The organism is Nostocoides veronense (assembly GCF_039531185.1).
Lineage (GTDB): Bacteria > Actinomycetota > Actinomycetes > Actinomycetales > Dermatophilaceae > Nostocoides_A > Nostocoides_A veronense.
The window spans coordinates 73,839-94,713 of record NZ_BAAAPO010000023.1; the positions used below are offsets into that span (position 1 = coordinate 73,839).

Below are 20,875 nucleotides of genomic sequence, written 5' to 3' on the forward strand. Positions count from 1 at the left end.
GGAAACCAACGACCCCAGTGCCAACAAGACTAGGACGAAGGTCGTTGTGGCCGAATGCCATTCCCGGCCGACGCGTGACGGGCCAAGGAACAGGGCGGCGAGCAGCACGAGGGATACGCCAACAAGGAAAAGCCCACCTTTCGTCCGCTGACGTCCCGCCCCGGTGATCCGCCGTGGCCGCAGCGATGCTGCAGTGACGACAGCAAGCATCATGGGAAGCGCTAACGCGCCGACCGCAATCCACCACGGAATAGACACCTGCGGCAACACCGGCACCGAAATCACCCGGGCGACCGGGTCGCCGCCGTCTTGTTCGACCCAGTCCAGGACCTCCATCCGCCACAAGCGCGGCGCCGCCCGCCACGCCCCGAGGAAAGCCGCGACACCGAGCAGGGACCCGACTGCGGACGAGAGCACACTTTCCGCGCCACCCACTCGCCGCAGATCGCGGGGGCTCGCTCCCGCAGCCCGCAGCGCGGCCAGCCGGCGCACACGGACCGGCATACCGATCCGCGCGGCCTGTCCAAGGAAGATCAGCACGGGCACGAGAAGGACAAGAAAGGCAACCGCCCTACCCGCCACCGTCCCGCGATCGGAGAGGGTGGTCCAGCCGAACGGCCCCGGGTTGTCGTGCCAACTCGATTCCCGGAACGGAATGGTCAGCAGGGTCAGAGCCGAGGCACAGACGAAGGCAAGCACCAGGGCGCCGAAGGCCGTTGCACCCCAACGCAGTCGGTCGCTGGACCCGCCGCGAGCCGCGACGAAGAGCGCGTCGCGCCAGGTAAGCCGCCCGCTCATCGCAGCGCCTGCGCGATCACATCGTCCTGGCCGTAGGAGGAGAGAGTGTCGATCCGGCCATCGCGCAGGTGGACCTCCGTGCGGCCATATGCCGCGACCCGCGGTTCGTGCGTCACCAGCACGATCGTCGCGCCCAGGTCGGCATTGAGTTCGCTGAGCAGATCCATCACCGCCTCGGCGGCGAGTGAGTCCAAGGCACCGGTCGGTTCGTCGGCGAAGAGGATGTCCGCTTCGCTGACCAGCGCCCTGGCGAGCGCCACGCGCTGCGCCTGACCACCGGACAACTCCCCCGGGACCTGACCCGCGACCTCGGCGACGCCCACCCGGCCCAACCACTCACCGGCGCGGGCCTCGGCGGTGCGCCGCGGCATACCCCCGAGCAACAAGGGCAGGGCGACATTCTCGACGGCGGTGAGTTCCTCGACGAGTTGGCCGAACTGGAAGAGCACGCCGAAGCGCGTGCGGCGCAGCGCCGAGCGCGCCTCCTCCGAGGCCCCCGACACGGACACATCGCCGAACCGCACCGAGCCCGCGTCGGGAACGATGACCCCAGCCAGCGCGTGGAGCAGGGTCGACTTGCCCGACCCGGACGCGCCGGTGATGACCACGAAGTCGCCCGGCTCGATGCGCAGGTCGATGCCGGCCAGGGCGGGCCGGTTGCCATAGGCGTGCCGCAGCCCGGTAGCGATCAAGGGGGTCGTGCTCATGGGGTTACCTCCCGGGTGATCTCGCCGAGTCGGGCGAGGGCGTCGTCGATCCACCGGACATCGGCGTCCAAGTGGCTTAAGGCGTAGTCGGCGGCGAGCACCTGCGTCAGGGTCGCGTCGGCGGCTCGCTTGGTTTGCGTGTGGTCGCGCATCCGCGCGGTGTGGGCCGATCGTTGGCGACGCAGGAAGAGCGCGCCCTCGTCGGGGCCGCCGGCGACCAAGGCGACATTGAGTTTGGTCGCGAGCGGGTTGTTGACCTCGCTCGGTGGGTGCTCAGCCGCGGACATCCAGACCTCCAGTTCGTCCCGTCCGGCCGGGGTCAGCCGGTATGTCGTGCGCTCCGGCCCACCCGCCCGCTCCACCGCGGCCTCCTCGATCAGGCCCCGGTCGCGCAGGCGGGTGAGCGCGGCATACACCTGCCCGTAAGCCATCGGACGCGCGGAGGGGAAGAGGGCGTCATGGCCCGCCTTGAGGTCGTACCCGTGCTGCTGACCCCTGCTCAGCAGCCCCAGGAGGACGTGTCCGGTGCTCACACAACAGACTATTCACTATGCGAATAGTCGATGTCAATACCCAGTATTGCCCTGCGTGAGCCACGTGAAGGATTCCCGCCCGATGCCGAAATCCTTCAGCCGCGCGCTCGGTGGAGCGCTCACATCGGAGCCGCGCGCAGATCTCGCAGCCGGTAGGACATATCGCCGAGGAGCGCAGCTATAACAGCGCTCGGCGGCGATAACAGCGCTCCGCAGCGAGCTGCACGCTCGGGCGCGACGAGAGCGCACCACGGAGGCGGGACTCGAAAGACCTCGTCGGTCGCGTGACGGATTTCGGCACTGGGCGGAAAACCTGAGGCGCCTGTGACTGCTGGGGCCCCGACGGCGCGGCGGGGAGGGGCGAAGGTCAGCGGGAGGCGGTCAGGCCGAGGTTCTCGAAGACCTCGAGGGTCGCGGTGGATCGGTTCATCGTGATGAAGTGCAGCCCGGGGGCGCCCTCGGCGAGCATCGCCTGCGCCAACTCGGTGGCGATCTGGACCCCGACCGCACGCACGGCGTCGGCGTCCCCCTCGACCGCGGACAGCCGCGACACGACCGACGGCGGCAGCGGGGTGCCCATCAGCTCGCTCATCCGCGCGATCTGGCGGACATTCGTCACCGGCATCACGCCGGGCGTGATCGGCAGGTCGCGCCTGGCGGCGACCGCATCGCGCAGGCGCAGGTAGGTCGTCGCATCGAAGACCATCTGCGTCACCGCGAACTCGGCCCCCGCATCCGCCTTGCGCACCAGCACTTCGACGTCATGCTCGAAGCCCGGCGATTCCGGATGCACATCGGGGAAGGCCGCGACGCCGACCGTGAAGTCGCCCAAGGTCTTGATCAGCCGCACCAACTCGTCGGCGTGCGACAGGCCGTCCGGATGCGCCTGCCAGGTCCCGTCGCCCCCACGGGGCGGGTCCCCACGGAGGGCGAGAATATTGCGGATCCCGACCGCGGCATACTGCCCCACCACCTGGCGCAACTGCGCGACCGAGGCCCCCACGCAGGTCAGGTGCGCCAGCGGGGTCAAGGTCGTCTCGTGCGCGATCCGCTCCGTCACCGCGACGGTGCGGTCCTGGCTCGACCCGCCCGCGCCATAGGTGATCGACACGAAGTCGGGATTGACCCGCTCCAGCCGGCGGATGGCGTCCATGAGCGCCGCCTCGCCCGCATCATCTTTCGGCGGGAAGAACTCGAAACTGACGCTCGGGCGCGCGGCGCGCAGGTCAGTGGGGATGGACACGATGCCCAAGGATACGCGGGCATTTCGGCGGGCTTTCCGCACGCAGTTAGGCTGAGACGACCGGTGCTCGACGAGGGGGAGATATGCCAGCCATCGACCTGGCCGCGCTGCGCCCCCGCATCGACGCCGCGATCGACGCGCAGCTCACGCGCGGCGCCGAGGATCTCGCGGAGCTGGCTCCCGAATCCGCCGATCTGCTCGGGCCCGTTCGCGCCCTCATGGGCGGCGGCAAGCGCTTCCGCCCGATCATGCTGTATGTCGGCTACCGCGCCGCCGGGTGCCCCGACCGCGAGGGCGCCGTCCGGCTCGCCGCGGCGATGGAGTTCGTCCAGGCCGCGGCCCTGATCCACGACGACATCATCGACGCCTCCGACACCCGCCGCGGTATGCCGACCACCCACCGCGCCCTCGAAGCCGCCCATGGTCAGCGGGGCTGGGAGGGCGATGCGGCAGGCTTCGGCGTCGCCGGGGCGATCCTCGCCGGGAACCTCTGTCTTGGCTGGGCCGATCAGGCGTATGACGAGTGCGGCCTCCCCGATGCCGAGCTCGCCCGGGGTCGAGCGACCTTCGATCTGATGCGGACGCAGTTGATGGCCGGTCAGTACCTCGATGTCGTCGGCTCGGTCCGGCCATGGACGGCGATGGCGGACGACGAGCGAGTCGCGATGGCCGAGCGGGTGATCACCTACAAGTCCGCGAAGTACTCCATTCAGCACCCGTTGCTGATCGGCGCCCGCACGGGCGGAGTCGCGACGGCGATCGATGCCGCCCTGAGCACCTATGGACTGGAATTGGGCATCGCCTTCCAACTCCGGGACGACCTGCTCGGGGTCTTCGGCGACCCGGAAGTCACGGGCAAGCCAGCGGGCGACGACCTGCGGGAGGGCAAGCGCACGGTGCTGATCGCGCACACCCTCGCGGGCTTGGACGCTGCTGGCCGGCGCGAGGTCGAGGGCCGACTCGGGAATCCCGCGTTGACGGACGACGACATCGAACGGCTCCGCGCGCTGATTACCAGCTCTGGCGCGGTCGCCTCAGTGGAGGCGCAGATCACCCGCCGCGCGGACGCGGCGGCGAGCGCACTGCATACGGCGGACATTGACGATGTGGCCCTGGCCGCGCTGACGGACTTCATCGCCATCGCGACCGCCCGCAGCGCCTGACACGCCTGACGCGCCTGCGCACACCCGGTCGAGATCGGGAAACACGCCGAGGATGGGGTCGCGCGCACGGCGTGTTTCCCGAACTCGACCGGCGGAGCGAGCGTCGACGTGGCGCTTACATCACATCTGTTCCATGGCGCGGCGGCGGACTTCGGTCTTGAAGCCGGCGCGCATGGCAGCGGTGGGGTGCGCGGCGCCGCCTGGGAGGGTGTCATCGGGCGTGAACAGCCACTCGATCATCTCCTCGTCGGAGAAGCCGATATCGCCGAGCACCATCAGCGTGCCCTTAAGGGCGGGCAAGGGCACGTCACCGTCGAGGAAGTCGGCCGGGACGCTGAGCACCTTCGGGCTGCCGCGCCGCAGGCCGACCAGTTCGCGTTCCTCGAGCAACCGGCGCACGCCATTGGGCGAGGTGCCAAGCCGGGAGGCGAGGTCGGACAGGGTCAGCCAATCGCCGACGAGGGCATCGAGATCCACGCGCGCCAGACTGCCATACGCCTGCCGTGCGGAAGCCCCGCGCGGCCGCGCAGCCCCATTTGACGCGCGTCCCTGCCGCATCATCTGTATCCGGAGGCTCAACAATCACAGCAGTCACACGCTCCCCCACGCCTCATCGCGGCCACTCCCGGCCGACGGAAGGACGCTCATGGCCCCCCTGCTCACGATGCCCGCCACGCCGCCTGTGCTCTTCGACCTGCCCGCGCTCGCCGTGCACTCGAGCACCGACCAGAGGCACACGGTGCGCGATGGGGAGACGGTCTATGGGCTGGCCATCAAGTACGGCACGACCACCGGCGCGATCAGCCGCGCGAACAATCTGTCCAACGGCCGCCTGATCCACCCCGGCGACATCCTCGTCATCCCCCACGGCGACAGCACGCCCGCCAAGCGCCCCGCCCGGACCAGCTCCGGGCATACGGTGCGCGCCGGCGAAACCCTCAGCTCCATCGCCGGCAGCTATGGCACGACGATCGCGGCGATCGCCAAGACCAATGGCATCGCCCCCAGCCGGTTCATCCACCCCGGTCAGAAACTCTCGATCCCTGGTGCGACCAGCCGGGTCGACAACAGCTTCGAGTCGACCCCCAAGTCGACCCCGATCCGGGGTATGGCGTCGCGCACCGCGACCCGTGACCTGATCGCCTCGACGGCGCTGCGGTATGGCGTGGACCCCCGCCTCGCGCTCGCCATCGGATGGCAGGAATCCGGCTGGCAGCAGGGCGTCACCTCGCATGTCGGTGCCGTCGGCACGATGCAGGTCATGCCGGGCTCGGGCGAGTGGGCGGGCAGCCTCATCGGCCGCAAACTCAACCTCCACGACATTCACGACAATGTCACCGCCGGCGTCGTCATCATCAAGCAGTTGACCAAGATGGCCGCCAACCGCGACGAGGTCATCGCGGCCTATTACCAAGGCCTCGGCTCAGTGCGCGAGCGCGGGTGGTATGCCGACACCCGCCAGTACGTCGCCAATGTCACCTACTTCCGCAGCAAGTTCTGATCCGTTCGGCTCTCAACCCGCCCGGGCCGTGAGCGGGCGCCTCCCCAGGGCGCTCAGAGAAGAGGCCTAAAATCGTGCCGGTGAACGTCGTGGGCCCGGATGCACTGATCGGCGAGGTCATCGACGGTCGCTATACCGTGCTCGAACTGATCGCCACCGGCGGGATGGCCAGCGTCTACCGCGCCGTCGACACCCGCCTCGATCGCGATGTCGCGCTGAAGGTCATGCGGCCGCACCTGGCGCACGATGAGCGGTTCGTCTCCCGGTTCAAGCGTGAGGCGCTCGCCGCCGCCCGGCTGTCGCACCCAAATATCGTCTCCATCTACGACCAGGGCAATGATGCTGGCCGGGTCTGGCTGGCGATGGAATATGTCCCGGGCCGCACCCTGCGCCAGATCGTCGAGGATGACGGAGCCCTGACGCCCCGCGCCGCCTTGGACATCCTGGAGCCGATGCTCCTGGCGCTGGCCGAGGCCCACCGTGGCGGCATCATTCACCGCGATATCAAGCCGGAGAATGTCATCATCCGCGATGACGGCGTCGTCAAGGTGGCCGATTTCGGCCTCGCCCGCGCCGTCAACACCGACACAGCCACGTCCGCCACCTCGGAGGTTCTCGGCACCCTGGCCTATATCTCCCCCGAGCAGGTCGACGGCGGCGGCCAGGTCACGACCCGCTCCGATGTGTATGCCGCGGGCCTCCTCCTCTTCGAAATGCTCACCGGCCGTAAGGCGTTCGCCGGCGAGAGCATCCCCAAGGTGCTCTTCCAGCACGTGCACTCCGGTGTGCCCGCACCCTCGTCGGTGCTCCCCGGCATTCCGCCAAGCTTGGACTCACTCGTCCTGAGCGCGTCGGCGAAGGATCCGCAGGACCGGCCCGAGGATGCCGCGGAGTTCCTCGCCGAGGTGCGCCATGTGCGACGCCTGCTGCCCGAGTCCGAGCTCGATGGCGTCGCGACCACCGCCCCCGGATCAGCCGCCGCCAGCGCGGCCGGAGCGGGAACGACGGCATACCCGGGCCGGCCGGACACGGAAACGGCTGCACCGACAACCAGCCAGCCGGCAGAGGCCACGAGTGTCCTGCCGGTCGCGCCGGCGGGCGCCGGGGCAACCAGCGCCGACACGCAGCCCTTCAATCTCGCGCAACCTGCCGCCCAGCCGCTCAAGCCAGCCCCGCGCGTCGTCAAGCCGGCGCCAAAACCGCTGCCCACCAACCCAACTGGCAACCGGCCCCAGCCACCGCACGGGACCCACGACGGGCACGACGCAGCTGGCGCGGCCCCGAGGCGCCGGCGCCTCGGCATACTCGCGGCCCTGGTGGCTCTGCTGCTCGCGGCGGGTGGCGCGGGGTGGTACTTCACCGCCGGGCCCGGCTCGCCGACCACCGTCCCCACGCTGACGGACCTGACGGCGCAACAAGCAGTGGCCGCCCTGACGACTGCCCATCTTGACGCGAAGCAGACGGAGGCCTTCAGCGAAACAGTCGCGAAGGGCTTCGTCATCTCCGCGACCCCCGGCGAAGGCGCCTCGCTGCGCCGCGGCGCCGATGTCACGCTGACGATCTCCAAGGGCAAGGAGCGGTATGCCGTTCCGGACCTGATGAATGTCTCGCGCAAGACCGCGACCGAGCGCCTGGCGAAGGTCAACCTCAGCCCCGGGAAGGTCACCACGGCCTATAGCGACACCATTCCCAAGGGCCGCGTCGTGTCCTTCGAGCCGGCCGCCGGCACCCAACTCAAGCGCGGCGAGCCCGTCAACTTCGTGCTCAGCGACGGGCCGCAACCCTTCGATGTCCCCGACTTCCTCGGCAAGACCCAGGAGGAGGCGCAGGCACTGGCCGAGCAGGCGGGCTTGACCATCGAGATGGCCAGTGAGCCGATCTTCTCGACCGACTACGACAAGGACACCGTCGCCGCTCAGACCCCCGCGGACGGCCAGGTGGTGCGCGGTGACACCATCACGCTGACCCTGTCCAAGGGCCCGGAGCTGGTGGAAGTCCCCTCGTGCTTCAATAAATCCGAGGCCGAGTCGGTGGCCTTGCTCAAGGCCGCTGGATTCGAGGTGGACGTCAAGAAGTTCCTCGGCGGTCCGCTCGACACCTGCACCGGGCAGACGCCGGCCGGCGGGACCAAAGCGCCCAAGGGGACCACCGTCACCATCACCATCGTCTGATGAGCGCGGACCCATCCCAGCAGGGCCGCACCCGCGTTATCGCGACGCTGCTCTTGCTCGCCATGACGGCGACGTGGGGCTCGACCTTTTTCCTCATCAAAGATCTCGTCGCGCATGTGCCGTCTGCCGACTTCCTCGTGGTGCGGTTCGCGATCGCTGCGCTGGCGATGTGCCTGGTCTTTCGGCGGCAGGTCGCGGCGCTGCCCCGTTCGGCTGTGCGTTCGTCCGTGGTTCTCGGCGGTCTCTACGGCACCGCCCAGATCCTGCAGACCATCGGTTTGGAGCACACCTCCGCATCGGTGTCCGGCTTTGTGACCGGGGCGTATGTCGTCCTCACCCCCGTCCTCGGCGCGCTCCTGCTCCGCGACCGGCTCCCTGGGGCCATGTGGTTGGCGGTCGCTTTGGCCGCGGTCGGCCTGGGCGTGCTGTCGCTGCGCGGGTTCGCGATCGGTTTCGGCGAGGGCCTCACGCTCGCGGCGGCCTTGCTCTATGCCCTGCATATCCTCGGCCTGGGCCGCTGGTCCACCCCTGCACAGGCCACGGGTATGGCGTGTGTCCAAGCCGCCGTCATCTCCTGCGTGGCGCTGGTCGCCGCCCTTCCAGGCGGTATCACCTTGCCGGCCACCGGGGGCCAGTGGGCCTCGCTGCTCTATATGGCGCTGGTCGCGGGCGCCTTCGCCTTGTGGGCGCAGACCTGGGCGCAGGCACACGTCCCGCCGACGCGCGCGGCGATCATCATGACGACCGAACCGGTCTTCGCTGCCTTCTTTGCGGTCCTGTTCGGCGGCGAATCCCTCACGACCCGAATGCTTCTCGGCGGTGGGCTGGTGCTGGCGGCGATGTACCTCTCCGAGCTGCGAGGCCGCTCCGCGCAGGATCCGCTGGACGACGAGCGGCCGATGGAGGCGCTCCACCACGACGCCCCCTGACGGGCCACGTCAGCAGAGGTTGCACGTCTCAGCAGAGGTTGCGTGGGGTGACGCGGCCCCCTCTGGCGAGGACGGCGCGGGCAGCGGCGATGGCGCGGTCGGTGCCGGGGTCGTCGACGTCGAGGTGCCAGACCAGACGCACCCGTGTGGGGCTCAACGCGTATGCCCGCACGCCCGCCTCCGCGAGGCCGCTCACGACGTCCGCCGCCGACTTCGGATGATCGGCGAGGTCGAGGATGACGATATTGGTCTCGACCTGCGCCGGATCCACAACGGGCGCAACGGAACTCACGGCCTCGGCAAACCGCCGCGCCCGCGCATGATCGTCGGCCAATCGCTCAAGATTGTGGTCGAGCGCAAAAAGACCGGCAGCGGCCAGAACGCCCACCTGGCGCATCCCGGCGCCATAGCGTTTGCGCCATACACGCGCCTCGCGCATCAGATCGGCCGAGCCGACCAGGACCGAACCGACCGGTGCACCAAGGCCTTTCGAGAGGCAGACCGAGACGGTGTCGAAGTGCCGGCCATAGTCGGCCAGCGCCACCCCAGTGGCGATATGGGCATTCCACAGCCGCGCCCCGTCGAGATGCATGGCCACCCCGTGCGGCTGGGAACCCGCACGAATGGCCTCGATCGTCGCCAGCGGCAGGATCGTGCCCCCACCGAAGTTGTGCGTGTTCTCCAGCGCGATGAGCGCGGTCGGCACGTGATAGATATCGGCGCCAGCAATCATCAACGAGAGCGCCTGCTCCGGCGTGACCCGGCCCCGGTCTGATACCCAGGTCCGCGAGGTGATCCCCGAAAAGGCCGCTGCTGCACCGAGTTCCGCGCGCAAGATGTGCGCCATCGAGTCGGCGATCAGCTCCCGCCCGGGGGTGACGTGCAGGCGCAGGCCGAGCTGATTGGCCAGCGATCCGGTCGGGGAGAACAGACCAGCCTCGTGGCCGAGCAGCTCAGCGACCCTTACCTCCAGCCGCCGAACAGTCGGGTCTTCCCCGAAGACATCGTCGCCGACCTCGGCATCTGCCATCGCGGTCCGCATACCCCGCGACGGCCGGGTCAGGGTGTCGGAGAGCAGGTCGACGGCATACGCGGCCATCAGTCGCGGGCCAGCATTTCGGCCACGAGGAAGGCGAGCTCAAGGCCCTGCCGGTGGTTCAGGCGGGGATCGCAGACGCTTTCGTAGCGCTTGTTCAGATCGGCGTCGAGGATCTTGTCGGCGCCGCCGAGGCATTCGGTGACGTCATTGCCGGTCAGTTCGACGTGGATGCCGCCGGGCACGGTGCCGAGCGCGTGGTGCACATCGAAGAAGCCGTGCACCTCCTCGACGATGTCGTCGAAATTGCGCGTCTTGTAGCCACTCGTCGACTCAAAAGTGTTGCCGTGCATGGGATCACAGATCCACGTCGCCGCGGATCCGGCCTTCGTTGCGGCCTCGATCACGCCCGGCAGTGCGTCGCGGATCTGACCCGCGCCCATGCGAGTGATGAAGGTCAGGCGCCCCGGCTCGCGATCGGGATCGACCAGATCCATCAGCTTCTCGATATAGGCCGGGTCGGACTTCGCCGACAGTTTCACCCCGACGGGATTGTGCACCTTGGTGATGAAGTCGATGTGGGCCCCGTCGAGATCGCGGGTGCGCTCCCCCACCCAGATGAAGTGACCGGAGGTGTCATAGAGCTTGCCGGTGCGCGAGTCGACGCGGGTCAGCGGCCGTTCGTAGTCCAGCAGCAGCGCCTCGTGAGCGGCAAAGAACTCGACCTGTCGCATGGCGTCGAAGTCCGCACCGCAGGCCGACATGAACTTCATCGCCTTGTCGATATCGCGGGCGAGCTTCTCGTAGGCCGCATTGGCCGGCGTCGAGACGAATCCCTTGTTCCACTCGTGGACGTGCCGCAGGTCGGCATACCCACCGGTGGTGAAGGCCCGCACCAGATTCAAGGTGGCCGTGCTCGCGTGATAGGCCCGCACCAACCGCTGCGGGTCGGGAGTCCGCGCGGCCTCGGCGAACTCGAAATCGTTGACCATGTCCCCGCGGTATGCCGGGAGCGTCGTCCCCTCGCGGGTTTCGGTATTGCTGCTGCGCGGCTTGGCATACTGCCCGGCCATCCGCCCGACCTTGACCACCGGGACCGACGCGCCATAGGTCAGCACGGCCGCCATCTGCAGCAGCGTCTTGACCCGATCGCGAATGTTGTCTGCCGTGGCGGCGGCGAAGGTTTCGGCGCAGTCGCCCCCTTGCAGCACGAAGGCCTCGCCGCGCGACGCAGCCGCCATCCGCTGCCGCAGCAGGTCGCACTCGCCGGCGAAGACGATCGGAGGCATCAAGGACAGCGTGTCCACCGCGGCCTTCAACGCCGCATCGTCGGGCCAGACGGGCTGCTGCGCCGCCGGGCGCGCAGGCCCATCGAGCAAGGCCGTCATGGGTTCGACAGTGGTCGTCACCCTCACAGAATAGGTGGGCGCCCAGCATTCGGACCCCCCGCCCGTATGCCGGGCACGCGCGAGGGTGGGTCAGTTCAGCCCGCGCTCTAAGGCGAAGCGCGTCAGCTCCACGCGATTGTGCAATTGCAATTTCCCGAGCGTGTTGTGAACGTGGTTCTGCACGGTCCGGTGCGAGATGACCAATTGCTCGGCGATCTCCTTGCTGGACAAGCCCATCGCGACCAGGCGCAGGATCTCGGTCTCCCGGTCGGTCAATTCGGGCACCGGCCGCTCCGGCGCGGACGGCTCGCTCGCGAGCTTGCGGTACTCCCCCAGCACCAGTCCGGCGAGCCCGGGCGTGAAGGTCGCCTCGCCCCGCCCGGTCGCGTCGACGGCCGCCCGAATCTGTTCTGGCGTCGCCGATTTCACGAGATAACCCGACGCCCCGGCCTTCATGGCCGCCAGGACATCGTGTTCCTCGCCACTGGCCGAGAGGATGAGCACGCGGGTCGCCAAGCCCGCCACTTGGGCGCACACATCGGCGCCGTGCAGACCGGGCAGGTTTAGGTCCAGCAAAAGCACATCAGGGACCGTCGCCGTGACGCGCCGGACCGCTGACGGCCCGTCGGGCGCTGACCCAACGACCTGATAGCCGTGCTCCTCCAGGTCGGCGACGAGGGCGTCGCGCCACAGCGGATGGTCGTCGGCGACGAAGACGCGCAAGGTCACGGGGATCAACTCTCCCTCATCGAGCGGGCCGCGGGGGTCGTTCCCGCCGCAGGGGTATGCCGTCCCGGCCGCCGCGGTGCCAGCGGCTCGAGATCCTTGGGTGCGGTGAGGACGACGGTGCAGCCGCGGCCCGGTGCCGTGGCCCACGTGGCGTCCCCGCCGAGGTCGCGCATCCGGCCGCGGATCGAGGAGGCCATACCAAGCCGGCCCTCCGCTGCGGCCGCGTCGGGGCGACCGGGCGGCATACCGACGCCATTGTCCCGAACGGTCACGACCACTTCGCCGCCAAGGTCTTCGACGAGCACCCAGGCTCGCGCGTCCGGGCCGGCGTGAGCGCGGACATTGTCCAGCGCGGCGACAACGGCGGCGCGCAATTCCCCGGCCCGGTCCTTGGGCAGCATGACCGCCTCGGCGGGGGCGCTGATGGTGACGCGTTCGTCGGCCAATCCCCGCAGGACGACCGCGAGATCGGTCGTGTCTCCGGCGGCAACGACCCGCGGGCGCCCGCTGACCAAGTCGCGCAGCGAGCGCTCCTGATCGGCGGCCAGCGTCGCGAGTTCCTGTGCGGCGCCACCGATTTCGTTGCCGCGCCGGTTGATGAAGGTCAGGGTTTGCAGGACACCATCGTGGACGATTCGAGCGAGCCGCTCGCGCTCGGCATACGACTCCTCGGCTCGGACCGAGACCTCCAAGAGGCGCTGGCTCTCGCGGGCAAGGGTCGTGGACAGGCCGATCAGCCACCCCAGAAGGATGAGCAGGACGATGTTGTGGATGGTCCCGAAGTTCGGCTTGATGACCGAGACCAGATCCGCCACTGAGATGACGGCAGCCCCGATGAGCCCACCGCGGGCGCCGCCACGGATGGCGGCCGCGACGACGCCGGAGCTGGACCAGATCCCCGGCAACGTCAGGGCCCCGGAGACGACGGCTTCGCGCGGGAAAGCCAGCGAGGTCGCGAGGATGCCGAGCGTGGCCAAGGTCAGGTCGATGACGGCCATGCGGGTGGTCACCGTGCGACGCCAAGAGGCGATGACCGACCAGATCAGCAGGATCACGAAAACGGCGACCGCCGCGATCGGGCGGTTCATGTCCTCGCGGTGCACCCAGGCGAGGATTGCGGCATACAGCAGCGCAATGGGCCGGAAGATGGCCAGCCCGCGGGTGAAGGCGCCCACCACACCGGGTTCGGCCGGTCGGACCGTGCCGGGGGAGGCCGAGGTCACGACGGTCTAACTCGCGCGGGGCAGCGCGTCGCCCTCGTCCGGGTGCTCCTGCTCGTGCGCGACCACGGGCTCGCGGGCGTCCAGGCTCTCGCCGGGGAGCACTTCCAAGGCCACGCCGGAGGCGCGGGCAGGGAGCTTGCCTTCCAGTGCCGCAGCGCGACTCTTGGCTGCCGCGAGCAGGCGCTTCTTCTGCGTCGCGGCGTAGACGTCGACATACTCCTGGCCGGACAGCAGCATCAGTTCATACATGATCTCGTCGGTGATCGAGCGCAGGACGAAGCGGTCGTCCTCCATGCCCTCATACCGCGAAAAGTCCAGGGGCGCACCGATTTTGACGCCGATGCGCATGATTTTGGGGAGGACTGAGCCGGTCGGCTGCGCCTTGTCGGTGCCTATCATCGCGACGGGCAGAACGGGCACCTTTCCTTCAAGCGCCATTCGCGCGACGCCGGTGCGGCCGCGGTAGAGGCGACCGTCGGGGCTGCGGGTGCCCTCGGGATAGATGCCCAACAGATCACCGGCGCTGAGGATGCGCAGGCCACTGCTGAGGGCCGCATTGCTCGCGTTCCCGCCGGTGCGGTCGATCGGCACCTGGCCCACGCCGCGGAAGAAGGCAGCGGTCAGCCGACCCTTGACGCCTCGCCCGGTGAAGTAGTCCGACTTGGCCAGGAAAGTGATCCGCCGCGGTGCCACCAGGGGCAGGAAAATCGAGTCGGAGAAGGACAGGTGATTGCTGGCGAGAATCGCTGGCCCATCGGTGGGGATGTTCTCTAACCCCTCCACGGTGGGGCGGAAGAGGAGGCGGAGGATGGGGCCGAGCACAATGCGCTTCAGCAGCCAGTACAACACGCCGACGATCCCCTTCCAGGCTGATTCTGTGCACTCTACGGCACCTCATAGGCACATGCCGGGCGGCTCGCGGAATGGATAGTCGCGCGTTCGTCGACATGGAAAGATGAGCGCCATGCCCGCTTCGGACGATGCGATTCGCGACGACGATGATGTCGACGCGCGCTTCGCCGAGATTGTTGAGCAGTTGCGCGCGGAGGGTCCCCTCGAGGCGGCCGATCCGACGTCGGATATTCCGCGGACCCCACCTGGGCCGGTCATCCCAGCGGTGAATCCGCCGCCGGTCCTGCGGCCCATCACCCCGCCCCCGCCACCTCCGCCGGCGCTCGATGTGCCGGTATGGCGCGGGGCCACCTCCGACCTGGACTACGAAGACCTCGTGGCGCAGGTGGAGGCGGAGGACCACTACGAGCCTCCGCCACCTCGCCCGCTCCCGCCGCAGGAGGATCTGCACTTCTGGGGAATCATCGGCGGCCTGGTCGGCGGCACCGTGCTCATGCTGTGGTTGGTCATCTTCCGCCCCGATGTCGCGGACTGGTGGACCTGGCTGGCGATCCTGCTGATCGTCGGCGGTTTCGTGCTCCTGGTCTTGCGCGACTCCGATGACGACGACCGCGGGGACGGCGCCGTCGTCTGAACCCACTAAATGACGGGGTTGGCGGGATCGGGATCGGTGCGGATGTCGACCCAAACGGGACGGTGATCGCTCGCCGCGACGACATCATCGGGGTCAAGTCGAATGTCGTTGTGCGGCAAGGCAGTCACGCTCGGCGCAGCAAAGATGACATCAAGGAGCCGCCGCGGAGCCTTCGCGGGGAAGGTCGGCGCGCCCGGCGAGATCAGCCGCAGCGGCGTCGCGAGAAGTTTCCACGCCGCGCCATCGGACTGCTCGTTGAGGTCACCGCAGACGATCGTCTCCCGAGTGCCGACGGCGGCGAGGATCTGCTGCATATGCCGGGTGCGCTCCTGCGCCTTGAGACTGAGGTGCACGGACGCGACGACCAAGGGCTCACGGCCCGGCAGAGCGACGCGCGTGACGGCGAAGCCGCGGGTGCGCTGGGCAAGGGCGACGCGGAGCCGGAAGTGGCGCGATTCCACGACCTCGACACGGCTACTCGTGAAGATCGTCGTGCCGCCGCTGCCGCGGTGATGACCCGCCCAGGTCATATCGCACAGGCGGGCGAAGGCGGCGACCCGGCGAGCGGCGAACAGCCGCCGCGGCACCTCTTGCAGGCACAGCACATCGGGATCGATGGCACGGATGACCCGGGCGGCGGCCCGGCGGTCATCGAGGAAGTCGCGCGTGTTGTAGGTCGCGACGCGCAGAGTGCTCACAATCAGCCGGTGACGCTCTGGCGCGCGAGATCGGCTGCCCCGATCAGACCAGCCTCGTTGCCGAGTTCCGCCCGCACGATGCGCGCTTCCGGGCGGAAACCGCGGCCGGTCAACTGGCGCCGGAAGGCCTGACGGGCCGGCTCGATGAGCAACTCCCCCGCCGCGCTGACGCCGCCGCCGACGACAAAAATGCCGGGATCGAAGGCCGCCGCGAGATTGGCCATGCCGATTCCCAGCCAGGTACCGACCTCAGCGAGCAGTTCCACGGCGGTGCGATCGCCCGCCTGCGCGACCTCGGTCACGAGCGGTCCAGTGAGCCGACTGGGGTCGCCCTGAACACGTTCATACAGATCCCGCGCCAGCGGACTGTTCGCGCTGACCAGGCCTCGAGCCTCGCGGACGAGCGCGTTGCCGGAGGCGTACTGCTCCCAGCAGCCGCGGTTGCCGCACTCGCAGCGATGGCCGCCGGGGACAACCTGCATGTGCCCGAACTCGCCGGCGATGCCGAATCGGCCGCGGAAGACTTCGCCGCCCATCAGGACGCCGCCCCCGATGCCGGTGCCAAGCGTGATCATCATGGCGTCGGCCTCGCCGCGGGCGGCACCGAACTTGTTCTCGGCCCACATCGCGGCATTGGCGTCATTGTCGATGAAGATCGGGGGCCCGACCCGGTCACCGAGGCGCTCGCGGAGCGGCTCGTTCCTCCAGGACAGGTGCGGGGCGAAAACGATCGTGGCGCGGTCAGCAGCGACGAAGCCCGCGGCGCCGATTCCCACGGCGACGATCTCGCGGTCCGCGCCGTCCATCAGCTCGCCGACCACGCCCACGATGGTGTCCTCGACGACCTTTGGGTGGACCGAGCGATCGGGGGTGTCGGCGCGGGCCCGGCGCAGGATCGTGCCGCTCTCGTCGACGATGCCGGCAGCCACCTTGGTCCCACCAATGTCGACCCCGATCGCGAGCCCCATCTACTCCTCCTCGTCGGCGGCCAGCGCCGCGTCGTCGACCTCGTTCTGGGGATCATCGTCGTCGTCGAGGTCGCCATGGTGTGGGAGATCGTCGTCGAAAACCGGGATGTCGTATGCCGTGGCGCCCGCCCCACCCGCCGTGCGCGGGGGTCCGCCGGTGGCGGCGCTGCTCGCGTTGGAGCGAGTCCCGGCCGGTGTGCCGAGCCGATCGCGCAGCTGGATACCGACCTCGCTGATCGCCGTGGCCAAGGCCGAGACGGCATCGGCGAGGCGATCGACGGCCTCGGGGTCGACCGAGCGGATCGACTCCACCCCCCGACACAGCGGGCACCAGGTGCAGGTCGGCGAATGTGCGGTGGCGGCAGGAGCCGGGTCGTCGGCCTCGAGGGGGGTGGCGTCCGGCATACTCCATCCGCCGAGGGCGTCGACGAGCCGACGCGCCTCCTCGGCGAGGACGCCGCTGGCTTCAGTCGGTGGATTCATCGAGGCCATTGTGCGGGGTCGGGGACGAAGGCGACGGTCAGACGCCCCGAGCGGACACGGGCACCAGCAACGTCGCAGCGACGCAGGACGCTCGGCAGCGTGACGATGCGCCGGTGTTCACCGACGGTGAGCAACAGTTCGTCGGCCCGTCGTTGGAGGCCGACCTCGCTCGCGGAGGTCAGGGGCAGGTGCAGCGCGAGATCGAAGCCCTGGTCGGTGCGCCGGACCGCCATCGGCGAGGTGGGCACCGTGGCGAGCAGATCAGCACCAGCAAGGGTGCCGAGGTCGAGGCTCTGGGCGAGGGTATGCAGTGCGTCCGGCCCGATCGGCTCACGATCGAGATAGGGCGAACGCACAACGGGGATGCCCTCGAAGGACTCCACGACCTCCGCGACGCCCCGCGCTTGCGCCTGATTCCACGAGCGCAGGAAGCCGGCCGCACCACTGCCCACGGCTTCGCCAGGATCCGGTGCGGGGAGAATCTTGTTCACATAGACGGCATCGACGCAGTAGCCGTAGAGGCTGAGCGAGGTCCAGGTCCGCCGCGATTCGGCGATGACCACGCTCTCGGGCGTCGTAACCAGGCGCACCGATGACCGATCGGCCGCGAGCAGCGCCCGCACGGCGAGCATGTCGTCATGCCAGCGGCGGACGATATCGACGACCTCGGGACCCGGCAGGGGAATGCCCAAGGCGGCGGCTGCGGCGGGGCGGGCGGCACGACGCATACCCGCCGTGCCCGGCAGCATTCGGCGCAGATGCCAGGCGAGGTTCTCGGGGAAGGCGAGCAGCCGCAGGGTTTCGGCCGTCGGGGCGCAATCGACGACGATGAGTTCCCATCGGCCGGACTCGGCCTGGGTGCGCAACTCCAGCAGCGCAGCGATCTCCTCCGCCCCAGGCAGCGAGGTCATCTCCTCGGCGACAACCGGGTCCACGCCGAGGGCGCCGAGGGTCGTGACGAGGTATTCCTGCACGACATCCCAGGAGCCGTCGAAGTGGCGGCGGCCGCTGACCTGAAGGGCGGACAGGCGCGGCTCGATCGCCAAGGGCTCGCCGCGACCAGTGCCGGTCAGGTCGCGATCCAGGGCGTCCCCGAGCGAATGCGCCGCATCGGTGGACATGACCAGGGTCTCGATCCCAGCCCGGGCGGCACTGATCGCCGTCGCGGCCGCAGAGGTGGTCTTGCCGACACCCCCCTTGCCGGTGAAGAGGAGGACGCGGGGGTTCAGAGTGACTCGACCCGCTTCTTCAGATCTTTCAAAGCGGTGTCGATGATGACCTTTTCGGCCTTGCGCTTAAGCATGCCGAGCACAGGGATCTTCAGGTCAACCAGGAGGGAGTAGTCCACCTGGGTTCCGTCATCCACTGCGGTGAGGGTGTAGGTGCCGTCCATCGCCTTGAGCACTGAGGCCTCGACGAGGGTCCAGGACACGGTCCCTGAACCGTCCTCGGCGATATCCCAGTCGTAATCGAGGGTGTAGGTGTCCTTGATGACGCCCGCATCCATCGTCATCCGGACCCGGTCGGGCCAGCCGTCCCCCTCCTCGGCGAGGATCTCGACCTCTTTAATCGCGCCCGTCCACTCCGGGTAGGCCTCGAGATCGGCGATAACGTCGAGGATCGCGCCTGGCTCTGCGTCGATGACGATCGAGCTCTCGGTGGTGTCCGCCATGCGGGGAAGCGTACGCGATCCGTGCGTGCGCGATTGCCCTCAGCGGTCTTGGTGCATAGCACCTCGCTAGCGTCGGCCCTTGCCACGGGGAGGACAGGCGCGCGGCTGGTCCGCATACCCTTGTCCTTCGCGTCGCGCACGTCGAGCTCACCCGCAGACTGAACTCTTCCGAGCCAAACGCCAAGCGATCCGTCTAGGCCGAATCCCGTCCTACCGAACCCCTCGCCGACCGAACCCACCCTCAGGAGCCGCACCCCGTGCCCACCGCCTCGCTTCCCTCGCCGCGAGCCGCCCGGCAGCATCTTGGCCCGCTCCTGTTCGCGCTGGCATGGTTGGCCGGCTTCGGGATGCTGCAGTACAGCGTCGTCCGGTTCCGGGTGCGGATCCTGCTCACGCTCACGGCCGCGTGCTTACTGCTCGTGCTGTGGCTCGTGCGACGCTCGCGGCTGAACCTCACGCCAGGCCTGATGGCGCTGATCCTCCCCGCCGGCGCAGCCCTCGGTCTGCTGCTTCCGCTATTCAGTTATCTCCCGCTGCCCTGGGAATGGGCAGCCCGCGGGGTGCTCGCCCTCGGCGCGTGCGTGGCCGCAGCAGCCCTGTGGCGTGGGCGCAGCGGGCTCGCCTGGGGCAGCGCCGTCGCGGCGTATGCCGTCAGCTCGGCCATCGCGATCCGCACCGATCCCGCGCCGAAGATCGATGTCTGGGTTACCTTGCAGCAAGCTTCCGACGCGCTGGCGCGCGGCGAAAACTTCTATAGCGTGACCTGGGTCGACTCCCCGGGCATCCAGGACGCCTTCACCTACCTGCCCTGGACCGCGGTCCTGCTGGCCCCCGGACGCTGGCTCGCCGGCGACGTCCGGTGGATGCAGCTGGTATGGGCCGTCGTCCTGGCCATCGGCATCTGGCAGCTCGCGTCTGCCATTCGCACGAGGCACGCCAGCGGAGCGTCCGACACCGGCTGGTCCGGGGCACGCTGGACGACGTCAACATCGGCCACCGGGTCGGCGTCCGCCCACGCGTCAGTCGCCGCGACGCTCGAGCCTGCGGACCGGGACCCGCACTGGATTGCCGCCGCCGCGACCGCGCTGATTCTCCTGGTCCCCGGCACCCTGACCCAGATCGACCAAGCCTGGACCGAGCCGCTGCTGTTGACCGGCATCGTCTGGTGGGCCGTGCTCGTCGTCCGTGGTCACGCTTGGTGGGCGGTGCTTCCCCTGGCCCTGGCGTGCGCCAGCAAACAACACCTCGCGCTGGTCCTGCCCCTGCTCCTGCTCTGGCGCCCCTTCGGCCCCGCCCGAGCCATCGCGACCGGAGCTGCAACCGGTGCCCTGATCGCGCCATGGTTCTTGACGGCTCCCGCCGATTTCGTCCACGACACCATCACGCTGCTGGTCGGCTTCCACCCCATCCGGTTTGCGAACACGTGGTACCTGTTCTTCCTCAACGAATATGGCATCACCCTGCCTTTCTATGCCACGGCCATCGTGGTCCTCGGCGCCCTCGCGAGCGCGCTGATCATGGTTGCCCGCCGACAACCGCCGCTCGGGGAGTTGCTGCGCTGGATCGCCCTCGTCCTGTTTGCCGCGAATATCGTCAACAAGCAGGCCTTCTACAACCAGTACTGGCTCGTCGGCACGCTCGTCGCGCTCTCGCTCGTCGCGGACCGGCTCACCGACCGCCTCGCGCAGCCGAGCGAGCAACCGTCGCCGCCGGCTCGGCCAGTCACCCGCTGAACCGAAGTCGCTCAGCCAGTGGCTGAGACAACCCCGCGCCACTGCTGCAGCGTCGAGGGCTCCAGGACGGCGCGCGCTGCAGCGGCGACCTCGGCGCTGACCAGGCCCGCCGAGACCAGCGCGGTCACCGCGGCACGCTCGCGTCGGTCCAGCCCGACCTCGCTCGGACCGATGCCTTCGGCGGCTCCCAGCGGCGGTGCGTGAGCCGATCCCAGGGGAATGGTCGCGAGCAGCCCGGTGACCATGCACCCATCGCAGTGCGTGCCGCGAACCGGGCACCCTGTGCAGTCGATCAACATGGCTCTCTCCTTTCGCTCAAGACGCCGGACCACCGATTCAGCCCGACATCACAGACGCTAGAGATGAGGTCTGACAACCCCCCTCACGCGGCCGACGACCCGTGCGACCCCACCG

General features: G+C 69.0%; 22 protein-coding genes. 6 read left to right on the plus strand and 16 right to left on the minus strand.

Translation table 11 applies throughout. The features are described from left to right. The 4 genes from ABD225_RS07355 to metF all read right to left on the minus strand — a co-directional run. Positions 1–798, minus strand: a 798-nt coding sequence (locus tag ABD225_RS07355) for an FtsX-like permease family protein (protein ID WP_344083015.1), incomplete at its 3' end; no start/stop codon positions are given. Next, positions 795–1,505 (minus strand): ABC transporter ATP-binding protein, encoded by a 711-nt coding sequence (locus tag ABD225_RS07360; protein ID WP_344083017.1) that lies wholly within the window; start codon positions 1,503–1,505, stop codon positions 795–797. The genes ABD225_RS07355 and ABD225_RS07360, both read right to left, overlap by 4 nt. Continuing rightward, a complete protein-coding gene (locus tag ABD225_RS07365; protein WP_344083019.1) occupies positions 1,502–2,038 on the minus strand; it encodes a PadR family transcriptional regulator in 537 nt (178 codons plus the stop codon). Before ABD225_RS07365 ends, ABD225_RS07360 begins: the two co-directional genes overlap by 4 nt. Positions 2,039–2,405: 367 nt before the next feature. After that, positions 2,406–3,281, minus strand: coding sequence for a methylenetetrahydrofolate reductase [NAD(P)H] (gene metF / locus ABD225_RS07370; RefSeq protein ID WP_425564359.1), 876 nt, complete (start codon positions 3,279–3,281; stop codon positions 2,406–2,408). A gap of 83 nt (positions 3,282–3,364) precedes the next feature. Here metF and ABD225_RS07375 point away from each other — a divergent pair, with 83 nt between their 5' ends. Beyond that, the gene (locus tag ABD225_RS07375; RefSeq protein WP_344083021.1) at positions 3,365–4,444 is read left to right on the plus strand and encodes a polyprenyl synthetase family protein; all 1,080 of its coding nucleotides are present in this window, start codon (positions 3,365–3,367) and stop codon (positions 4,442–4,444) included. A 120-nt stretch (positions 4,445–4,564) separates the two neighbouring features. Here the strand turns inward: ABD225_RS07375 and ABD225_RS07380 are convergent, their stop codons facing one another. After that, a complete protein-coding gene (locus ABD225_RS07380) occupies positions 4,565–4,921 on the minus strand; it encodes an Rv2175c family DNA-binding protein (protein ID WP_344083023.1) in 357 nt (118 codons plus the stop codon). A 169-nt stretch (positions 4,922–5,090) separates the two neighbouring features. Between ABD225_RS07380 and ABD225_RS07385 the strand changes: the two genes are divergently transcribed. From ABD225_RS07385 to ABD225_RS07395, 3 genes are all read left to right on the plus strand, one after another. Further along, complete coding sequence (locus tag ABD225_RS07385) at positions 5,091–5,945, plus strand: LysM peptidoglycan-binding domain-containing protein (protein ID WP_344083025.1); 855 nt, start codon at positions 5,091–5,093, stop codon at positions 5,943–5,945. An 80-nt stretch (positions 5,946–6,025) separates the two neighbouring features. Continuing rightward, the gene (gene pknB, locus ABD225_RS07390; protein ID WP_344083027.1) at positions 6,026–8,116 is read left to right on the plus strand and encodes a Stk1 family PASTA domain-containing Ser/Thr kinase; all 2,091 of its coding nucleotides are present in this window, start codon (positions 6,026–6,028) and stop codon (positions 8,114–8,116) included. Continuing rightward, positions 8,116–9,045 carry a DMT family transporter gene (locus ABD225_RS07395; RefSeq protein WP_344083029.1) on the plus strand — a complete coding sequence of 310 codons (930 nt, stop codon included), beginning with the start codon at positions 8,116–8,118 and terminating at the stop codon, positions 9,043–9,045. Before pknB ends, ABD225_RS07395 begins: the two co-directional genes overlap by 1 nt. Positions 9,046–9,073: 28 nt before the next feature. Here ABD225_RS07395 and ABD225_RS07400 read toward each other — a convergent pair whose 3' ends face one another. The 5 genes from ABD225_RS07400 to ABD225_RS07420 all read right to left on the minus strand — a co-directional run bounded on the left by ABD225_RS07400 (position 9,074) and on the right by ABD225_RS07420 (position 14,270). Next, positions 9,074–10,144 carry a threonine aldolase family protein gene (locus ABD225_RS07400; protein WP_344083031.1) on the minus strand — a complete coding sequence of 357 codons (1,071 nt, stop codon included), beginning with the start codon at positions 10,142–10,144 and terminating at the stop codon, positions 9,074–9,076. Then, positions 10,144–11,469, minus strand: a complete 1,326-nt coding sequence (locus ABD225_RS07405) for a class II 3-deoxy-7-phosphoheptulonate synthase (protein ID WP_344083075.1) — start codon at positions 11,467–11,469, stop codon at positions 10,144–10,146. The genes ABD225_RS07400 and ABD225_RS07405 overlap by 1 nt, the downstream gene beginning before the upstream one ends. 90 nt (positions 11,470–11,559) lie before the next feature. Beyond that, positions 11,560–12,198 carry a response regulator gene (locus tag ABD225_RS07410; RefSeq protein ID WP_425564361.1) on the minus strand — a complete coding sequence of 213 codons (639 nt, stop codon included), beginning with the start codon at positions 12,196–12,198 and terminating at the stop codon, positions 11,560–11,562. A 5-nt stretch (positions 12,199–12,203) separates the two neighbouring features. Further along, positions 12,204–13,421, minus strand: a complete 1,218-nt coding sequence (gene macS, locus ABD225_RS07415; protein WP_344083035.1) for a MacS family sensor histidine kinase — start codon at positions 13,419–13,421, stop codon at positions 12,204–12,206. A gap of 6 nt (positions 13,422–13,427) precedes the next feature. Next, positions 13,428–14,270: a lysophospholipid acyltransferase family protein gene (locus ABD225_RS07420; RefSeq protein ID WP_344083037.1), complete on the minus strand. Its 843-nt coding sequence runs from the start codon at positions 14,268–14,270 to the stop codon at positions 13,428–13,430. Between the two features lie 115 nt (positions 14,271–14,385). Here ABD225_RS07420 and ABD225_RS07425 point away from each other — a divergent pair, with 115 nt between their 5' ends. After that, complete coding sequence (locus tag ABD225_RS07425; protein ID WP_344083039.1) at positions 14,386–14,907, plus strand: hypothetical protein; 522 nt, start codon at positions 14,386–14,388, stop codon at positions 14,905–14,907. Between the two features lie 5 nt (positions 14,908–14,912). Here ABD225_RS07425 and ABD225_RS07430 read toward each other — a convergent pair whose 3' ends face one another. The 5 genes from ABD225_RS07430 to ABD225_RS07450 are packed head-to-tail and all read right to left on the minus strand — an operon-like array spanning position 14,913 to position 18,728. Continuing rightward, positions 14,913–15,605, minus strand: a complete 693-nt coding sequence (locus ABD225_RS07430; RefSeq protein ID WP_344083041.1) for an endonuclease/exonuclease/phosphatase family protein — start codon at positions 15,603–15,605, stop codon at positions 14,913–14,915. Between the two features lie 2 nt (positions 15,606–15,607). Further along, a complete protein-coding gene (locus ABD225_RS07435) occupies positions 15,608–16,573 on the minus strand; it encodes an ROK family glucokinase (RefSeq protein ID WP_344083043.1) in 966 nt (321 codons plus the stop codon). Beyond that, complete coding sequence (locus ABD225_RS07440; protein ID WP_344083045.1) at positions 16,574–17,056, minus strand: hypothetical protein; 483 nt, start codon at positions 17,054–17,056, stop codon at positions 16,574–16,576. Further along, on the minus strand, positions 17,053–18,285 hold the full coding sequence (locus ABD225_RS07445) for an ArsA family ATPase (protein ID WP_344083077.1): 1,233 nt from the start codon (positions 18,283–18,285) through the stop codon (positions 17,053–17,055). Before ABD225_RS07445 ends, ABD225_RS07440 begins: the two co-directional genes overlap by 4 nt. Further along, positions 18,282–18,728 (minus strand): SRPBCC family protein, encoded by a 447-nt coding sequence (locus tag ABD225_RS07450; RefSeq protein WP_344083047.1) that lies wholly within the window; start codon positions 18,726–18,728, stop codon positions 18,282–18,284. The genes ABD225_RS07445 and ABD225_RS07450 overlap by 4 nt, the downstream gene beginning before the upstream one ends. Positions 18,729–18,985: 257 nt before the next feature. On the opposite strand from ABD225_RS07450, the gene ABD225_RS07455 reads away from it, so the two are divergent. Continuing rightward, the gene (locus tag ABD225_RS07455; RefSeq protein ID WP_344083049.1) at positions 18,986–20,461 is read left to right on the plus strand and encodes a hypothetical protein; all 1,476 of its coding nucleotides are present in this window, start codon (positions 18,986–18,988) and stop codon (positions 20,459–20,461) included. Positions 20,462–20,472: 11 nt separating this feature from the next. Here ABD225_RS07455 and ABD225_RS07460 read toward each other — a convergent pair whose 3' ends face one another. Next, positions 20,473–20,760 (minus strand): hypothetical protein, encoded by a 288-nt coding sequence (locus ABD225_RS07460; protein WP_344083051.1) that lies wholly within the window; start codon positions 20,758–20,760, stop codon positions 20,473–20,475. Positions 20,761–20,875 lie beyond the last annotated feature (115 nt).

Bases quoted from the DNA above. Each gene is read 5' to 3' on its own strand.
- ABD225_RS07360 (WP_344083017.1), bottom strand. From the start codon at position 1,505: ATGAGCACGACCCCCTTGATCGCTACCGGGCTGCGGCACGCCTATGGC.
- ABD225_RS07375 (WP_344083021.1), top strand. From the start codon at position 3,365: ATGCCAGCCATCGACCTGGCCGCGCTGCGCCCCCGCATCGACGCCGCG.
- ABD225_RS07385 (WP_344083025.1), top strand. From the start codon at position 5,091: ATGGCCCCCCTGCTCACGATGCCCGCCACGCCGCCTGTGCTCTTCGAC.
- ABD225_RS07395 (WP_344083029.1), top strand. From the start codon at position 8,116: ATGAGCGCGGACCCATCCCAGCAGGGCCGCACCCGCGTTATCGCGACG.
- ABD225_RS07400 (WP_344083031.1), bottom strand. From the start codon at position 10,144: ATGGCCGCGTATGCCGTCGACCTGCTCTCCGACACCCTGACCCGGCCG.
- ABD225_RS07405 (WP_344083075.1), bottom strand. From the start codon at position 11,469: ATGACGGCCTTGCTCGATGGGCCTGCGCGCCCGGCGGCGCAGCAGCCC.
- ABD225_RS07425 (WP_344083039.1), top strand. From the start codon at position 14,386: ATGCCCGCTTCGGACGATGCGATTCGCGACGACGATGATGTCGACGCG.
- ABD225_RS07435 (WP_344083043.1), bottom strand. From the start codon at position 16,573: ATGGGGCTCGCGATCGGGGTCGACATTGGTGGGACCAAGGTGGCTGCC.
- ABD225_RS07440 (WP_344083045.1), bottom strand. From the start codon at position 17,056: ATGAATCCACCGACTGAAGCCAGCGGCGTCCTCGCCGAGGAGGCGCGT.
- ABD225_RS07450 (WP_344083047.1), bottom strand. From the start codon at position 18,728: ATGGCGGACACCACCGAGAGCTCGATCGTCATCGACGCAGAGCCAGGC.
- ABD225_RS07460 (WP_344083051.1), bottom strand. From the start codon at position 20,760: ATGTTGATCGACTGCACAGGGTGCCCGGTTCGCGGCACGCACTGCGAT.